Source organism: Limosilactobacillus difficilis, assembly GCF_947387495.1.
GTDB lineage: Bacteria > Bacillota > Bacilli > Lactobacillales > Lactobacillaceae > Limosilactobacillus > Limosilactobacillus difficilis.
In genome coordinates, this window is the sequence record NZ_CANDNU010000024.1 from 20,138 (window position 1) to 27,040 (window position 6,903).

The window sequence follows — 6,903 nt, forward strand, 5'->3', positions numbered from 1 at the left end:
CACCGATTAGATTGAAAGCGGATCAGTTATAGCCGGGCTGTCAATTTGACGTCTGGATACTTCTGCTTGAACCAATTTTCGGCAAAGTCGTTTTCAAAGAGGAAGAGCGGTTGGTCGTTGATGTCTCTTACCAACATGTTTCGTGAAGAAGCCATCTTCGGATCTAACTGGTCGGGATCGACCCAGCGCGCTGTCTTATGACCCAGCGGTTCCATGATCACTTCCGAATTGTACTCGTTCTTCATCCGGAACTGGAAGACTTCAAACTGCAATTGACCGACCGCGCCGAGAATATAGTCATTCGTCCCCCAGGAACGGTAGAGTTGAACCGCTCCTTCTTGAACCAGCTGGTTGATTCCCTTATGGAAAGATTTTTGTTTCATCACGTTCTTGGCATTAACCCGCACAAAGAGTTCTGGCGTAAACTGTGGCAGCTTTTCAAACTTGATATCCTGCTTGCCGGTATAAATTGAGTCCCCAATTTGGAAGTTGCCAGTGTCGTACAAGCCGATAATGTCACCGGCCACCGCCTTGTCAACGTTTTCCCGGGTGTTGGCCATGAACTCCGTTACGTTCGACAAGCGTAGCTTTTGCTTCGTCCGCTCTAGGGTCACGTCCATCCCCTTATCGAACTCACCCGAGCAGATCCGCACAAAAGCAATCCGGTCCCGGTGCCGCGGGTTCATGTTGGCTTGAATCTTGAAGACAAAACCTGAGAATTCCGGATCCAGTGGTTCCACCGCTTCGCCATCTTCTTGCTTATGACTCGTCGGGGCCGGCGCAAATTTCAGGTAAGTTTGAAGGAAAGTCCGCACCCCAAAATTGGTCAAAGCTGAACCGAAGAAGACAGGGGTCTGATCCCCAGCTGCGATCTTTTCAGGACTGAATTCATTGCCGGCTGCTTCCACCAGCTCCATCCCGTCGACGGCTTCTTGCCAAGCATCATCACCAGCCAGGGGGTTATCACCCTGGACCTGACCATCGTCGCCCAGCGGAAGATAAGGATGGTGCTCGTCTTCGGGATGAGTCAAGGCGACTCGCTTGTTATAGCGGTCGTAAATTCCCATGAAGCCACGGCCCATACCGATCGGCCAGTTCATCGGATAAGTCTCAATGCCCAGCACATTTTCGACTTCATTGCACAGGTCCAGTGGATCCCGGGAATCCCGGTCCAGCTTGTTCATAAAGGTGAAGATCGGAATGCCCCGCATCTTACAAATTTGGAAGAGCTTCTTGGTCTGGGGTTCAATCCCTTTGGCGGCATCGATGACCATTACAGCAGAGTCCACCGCCATCAAGGTCCGGTAAGTGTCTTCCGAGAAATCTTCGTGTCCTGGGGTGTCCAGGATGTTGATCCGTTTGCCTTCAAAATCGAATTGCATCACCGAACTGGTAACGGAGATTCCCCGCTTTTGTTCGATAGCCATCCAGTCAGATTTGGCAAAATTGCCCGTCTTGCGGGCCTTGACCGTCCCGGCTTCCCGGACTACGCCCCCAAAGAGCAGCATCTGTTCCGTAATAGTCGTTTTCCCGGCGTCTGGGTGGGAGATGATCGCAAAAGTCCGCCGTTTATTAACGGCTTCAGCTAGTTGTTTTTGACTTGTCATAATTATCCTTTCCTATTTATTCAACTTTCAATTTTCAATTAATTATTTAAATTCCCGGCTTGATGCCCTTAAACAGAATAATTATATGGAGATCGAGAAATATTGTAAACATTTCCCGGGAAGTTTTACCAAAGACGATTGACTTCTTGGGGGCGCTCCAGCATAATGAGGTTAACGTTCAAAAAAATAAGTGAGGACATAAAATTGAACAGATCACAAGCAATCATCTTGCAGGCGTTATTGCTCAACCGTTGCAACAACCAGCGGCAACTGGCAAAATTGACAGGTTTCTCGCTTGGCAAGATCAACCAAAATCTCAAACAACTGAAAGCTGAGCGATGGCTAACGGCTGACAATCGCGCAACCCCAAAGACACAAACATTATTGCAAAGCGGCCAGCCCCAGCACGCCGTAATTCTGGCTGCCGGTTATGGAATGCGGATGGTGCCAATCAATACCGAGCAGCCAAAGGGCCTGCTCCAGGTACATGGGCAAACTCTGATCGAGCGTTTAATTCAACAATTACATGCGGTCGGGGTCAAGCAGATTGACGTGATCGTCGGCTTTATGAAAGAACATTTTGAATTTTTGACAGATAAATACGGTGTCAATTTAATTGTCAATTCTCACTATCACGAGTTTAATAACCTCTTTTCCCTCGCACTCGTCAATTCCCAACACCTCCACAACTCCTATATCATTCCGAGTGACGTCTGGCTCAAGGAGAACCCTTTTCATCCCTTTGAATTATATCCTTGGTACATGGTCAGCAGCCAAAGCAAGGACGAGCAGCCATGGTACTCAACCAAGGCCCGCAAGTTTAACCGAAGCGATGCTCGTCATCCTGGCAACATTCCCGTCGGCATTGCCTACCTAACGGACAATCTGGCACAATCCTTCGCTCCCCAATTGATGAAGGACGCTCAATCATCCCAGTATAATAACAATTTCTGGGAAAGTGCCCTCGTTGAGACCGGCTGGGATCAAATGTCATCGAACATCATCGATCAGAACCATTTTGCCGAAATCAATACCTACGAAGAGCTGCTCAACCTCGATGCCAACTCAGATCACTTAAACAACCAGGCTATTGATATCATCACGAAGCAGCTAGGCATCCAACGCCAGCAGATTCACCACATCGAGGTCCTCAAAAAAGGGATGACCAACCGTTCCTTCAAATTTTCAGTAGACGATCGGCGCTACATTATGCGGATCCCCGGTGCCGGCACCAATAAATTAATCAACCGTAAACATGAAGCCGCTGTCTACAAAGCCATTCAGCCTCTCCATATCGCTGAACCGGTCCTCTATTTTGATCCGGACAACGGCTACAAGCTGAGTCGTTTTATTCCCCATTCACGCAATTGTGATGCGCAAAACTGGGATGACGTCCAGCGATGCATGGATTTTCTCCGGCATTTTCACGAGAAGAATCTCAAAGTGGACCACCAATTCGACCTCTTTGGGCAAATCGACTTCTATGAACAACTCCGCGGTCAAGCTTCCGCCTACCGAGACTACCAGCAAACCAAAGAAGCCGTCCAAGCACTGCGCCCCTATCTTCAACAGCATCGCAGTCAGTGGACGCTCTGCCACATCGACGCCAATGCCGACAACTTCCTCTTCGTCAAGAATGGCAATAAGGCTGAAGAGTTGCGGCTGATCGATTGGGAATATGCCGGGATGCAGGATCCACATCTGGATATTGCAATGTTTGCGGCCTATTCGATGTACGACCGCCCCGCCGTCGACAAACTGATCGATTGCTACTTCCACGGTCAATGCTCTGCTACCAACCGAACAAAAATCTACGGCTATTTGGCAGCAGCTGGATTGCTCTGGAGCAACTGGTGCGAATACAAGCAGACCCTCGGCCTCGACTTTGGCTCTTACTCGCTAGCCCAGTACCGTTTCGCCAAAAATTACTCGCAACTTGCACTGCAACGAATGAAAGAAGGACAAAGCAATGACTAACCACGTCAAAAACGCTATTATTATGGCTGCCGGTTTTGGCACCCGGATGCGGCCCCTCAGCCTGACAACGCCGAAGCCCTTGATCGAAGTGGGGGGCCAGCCGATGATCGAATCGGTAATCGCTGCCCTCCACCAAAATGGCATTAGTGAGATCTACATCGTCGTCGGCTACCTCAAGGACCACTATCAGTACCTGCCGGGCAAGTTTCCCGGGATTCATTTGATCGACAATCCCTACTTCGACAGAGCAAACAACATCTCGTCCCTCTATGTCGCTCGTGAGTACCTTGATGGCACAATCATCCTCGATGGTGATCAGATCATCAATAATCCGACCGTTCTTCAACCCGACTTTGACCGTTCCGGTTACAACTGTGTGTGGACCCCTGGCCAGACCGACGAATGGCTGTTGACCGTCAATGATGACCGCCAAGTCACCCACTGTGATCGTGACGGCGGCCAACGTGGCTGGCGGTTATACAGTGTTTCCCGTTGGAATCATGCAGACTGCCTGAAATTGAAAAAGTGTCTGAAACATGAATTTATCGACAAGCACCACACTGACATCTACTGGGATGACGTCGCCATTTTCTGTTATCCAGACCAATTCGACCTGACGATTTACCCAATGCAGTCCAGCGACGTCCGCGAAATTGATCGACTCGAAGACCTGGTGAATATCGAGCCCCGCTACCAAAGCTACCTTGATTTAAAGAAGGAAGAACATGAAAAAGAATAACCTTCGCCAGCAACTCAATATTCGGACGATGGCCGCCCCTATCATGACGGTGATTATCCTCTGTTTAATTTTAATTGCTTGGCCCGTGCAGTCGACTAACTTCCTAAAAGCAGTCCGATATTTCCTGGGTAATACCTTCATGAACTTTTACCTGTGGGTTGCGATTACTTTCTTTGCAACTAGCATTATTGTGGCCTGCTCGAAATACGGGAAAGTCCGCCTAGGCAATGATGATCACCCCCGCTATCCCACGCTGCGCTGGGGTTCGATGATCTTCACCTCGACGATGTCAGCTGACGTCATCTTCTACTCCCTTTCTGAATGGGCCATGTACGGCAATGACCCTTACATTAAGCAACAGCCGGCTGGGTTACGCAACTTTGGTCTCACCTATTCACTTTTTCACTGGGGACCACTGGCCTGGGGGTTTTACATCATGCTTGCCGTTGCTTTCGGCTATATGCTGCACGTCAAAAAGGACGGTAATCAACGTTTCTCCGAAGCATGTCGACCACTCCTGGGCAAGTGGGTTGACCACTTGCCCGGCCGAATCATCGATTTTATCGCGATCGTCGCCTTGATTGCCGGTACCGCCACGACCTTCTCGATGTCGATGCCCCTGTTGTCGGCAGCTATCAGCAAAGTTTTTCATGTCCCTGACGGCTTGTACCTATCTATCATTATGCTCCTACTGGTAGCGACTATTTACACCATCACGGTAATTTTCGGGACCAACGGCATTTCCCGTTTAGCGACGCTTTGCTCCTTCTTTTTCATCGCCTTGGTTCTGTACTTCTTCCTGGCTGGTGGGCAGGAGAAATTCATTATTGAAAATGGCTTGCATTCACTGGCAAGTCTAGTTAAAAACTTCCCAGCCATGGCCGCAATTACCCGGCCGAGTTTAAAACACCAATTCATGCAAAACTGGACGGTCTACTACTGGTCTTACTGGATGGTTTGGAGTGTCGCGACCCCCTTTTTCATTGCCATGATCAGTCGGGGACGCACCATTCGCAACGTCGTTTTTGGCGGTTATGCCTGGGGATTAGCTGGGACCTACATCTCATTTCTGTCATTGGGTGGATATGGGATTAGCCAACAGTTGACTAGCCGTGTTCACGTCCTGCAGGATGTTGCCCATCATATTCCTTATGCTCAATCCATCATCTCGGTCTTTCAGACCCTGCCCCATTCCAGCTTGGCTTTACTGTTGCTTGTGCTGACGATGGTGGGACTTTATTCAACCGTGTTTGATGGAATCACAATGGTCGTGTCGTCATATTCTTATCATTATCTAGCCCCTGATGTGGAGCCTGATAAGCGCGTCCGTGTGTTCTGGGCAATTACCTTCATTCTGTTGCCAATTGCCCTAATCCTGATGCACAGTTCGATCTATGGCTTGCAATCAGTGGCCATTATTGCGGCTTTTCCGATCGGCATAATCTTATTGACCATTTTGGCTTCGTTTATCAAAAATCTACTAGAATCGAGCAAGAAAGAATCTCTGTAACCTGAAACAGAAATCTTATTGTTTTGCAACCTGCTTTCTGGTGCAAGGTTAATCGCAAACTAGCAATGCTGACAGAGATTATGCACCAACTTTGCGCTTTAGTCCTAAACCTAAACTATCAATTGTTTGTCGAGCGACAGCTTAACACTTTTCAAACCATAATAAATAAAAATCCCCCTTAGAACTGTAAATGACGTGTACCCAAAAAGTTGGAAGTTGAATATTCTGGCTTGATAATTGAATAAATATTTTTTCTAGGCAACTAGACACTGTTCATATTGATACGGTGTTTGGTTGCCTAGTTTTGTTTGAATGCGCCGTTCATTATAGAAATGTAGCCATTCTTCAATTGCTTGAATGAGTTCATCCTGGTTGTGATAACTCGTATCAGTTCCAATCTCTGCTTTTAGCTTACTAAAAACGGTCTCACAAGCCGCATTATCTAAACAGGTTGCTCGATGAGACATGCTTTGCCTAATTCTTCCTTTACGTAGCAGTTTGCGCCAAACACGATGTTGGTAATGCCATCCTTGATCAGTATGTAAAGTAATCTGATATCCAGTCTGCGGCAGTTGGTGAATTAGTTTTTGTAAGGGTGTTAAAGCAAACCGCAGGTTTGGATGTGCACTGATTGCCCAAGTAAGTACTTGTTTAGTTGCCAGGTCTTTGATGATTTCCAGATAGACTTTCTTCCCATTTCCTGCCTTTAGCTCGGTAATATCACAAACCATTTTCTGGTACTTCCGATCACTCATGAAGCGACGATTGAGCTTATTTTTAGCTTTCTTACCATTGGGGCCTTTAGATGAGTCGTACTTACGAACTCGTCGATTATATTTAGTGCACTTGAGTCCCATTTCATGCATTAAACGCTGAATACGTTTATGGTTAGGAACTTGTTTACCAATCAACCGGTAATAATCGCGAACTTGTGAACTTAACCGGCGGACCCCATATTCGGCTTCATAGTAGTTAAAGAGTCCTTTGATTACTGCTTTGAGTTCTTCTTCGTCTTTATCGGGGTGTTCAAACTTGAATTGCCAATATTGGTAAGTCGACATCGAAATCGG

The 6,903-nt window shown here is 47.6% G+C and carries 5 protein-coding genes; 3 read left to right on the forward strand and 2 right to left on the reverse strand.

All coding sequences use genetic code 11. From position 1 onward, the window contains the following. Nucleotides 1–26 precede the first annotated feature (26 nt). Entirely contained in the window at nt 27–1,607 is a 1,581-nt protein-coding gene (locus QOR82_RS05770) for a peptide chain release factor 3 (protein ID WP_283583827.1), read from the reverse strand. Nucleotides 1,608–1,811: 204 nt separating this feature from the next. Here QOR82_RS05770 and QOR82_RS05775 point away from each other — a divergent pair, with 204 nt between their 5' ends. The 3 genes from QOR82_RS05775 to QOR82_RS05785 are packed head-to-tail and all read left to right on the forward strand — an operon-like array spanning nt 1,812 to nt 5,833. Continuing rightward, entirely contained in the window at nt 1,812–3,584 is a 1,773-nt protein-coding gene (locus tag QOR82_RS05775; protein WP_283583828.1) for a phosphotransferase, read from the forward strand. Then, nucleotides 3,577–4,323 (forward strand): NTP transferase domain-containing protein, encoded by a 747-nt coding sequence (locus tag QOR82_RS05780; protein ID WP_283583829.1) that lies wholly within the window; start codon nt 3,577–3,579, stop codon nt 4,321–4,323. The genes QOR82_RS05775 and QOR82_RS05780 overlap by 8 nt, the downstream gene beginning before the upstream one ends. Then, nucleotides 4,310–5,833, forward strand: a complete 1,524-nt coding sequence (locus tag QOR82_RS05785) for a BCCT family transporter (RefSeq protein WP_283583830.1) — start codon at nt 4,310–4,312, stop codon at nt 5,831–5,833. Before QOR82_RS05780 ends, QOR82_RS05785 begins: the two co-directional genes overlap by 14 nt. A gap of 254 nt (nt 5,834–6,087) precedes the next feature. Here QOR82_RS05785 and QOR82_RS05790 read toward each other — a convergent pair. Further along, nucleotides 6,088–6,903, reverse strand: an 816-nt coding sequence (locus QOR82_RS05790; protein ID WP_283583831.1) for an IS3 family transposase, incomplete at its 5' end; no start/stop codon positions are given.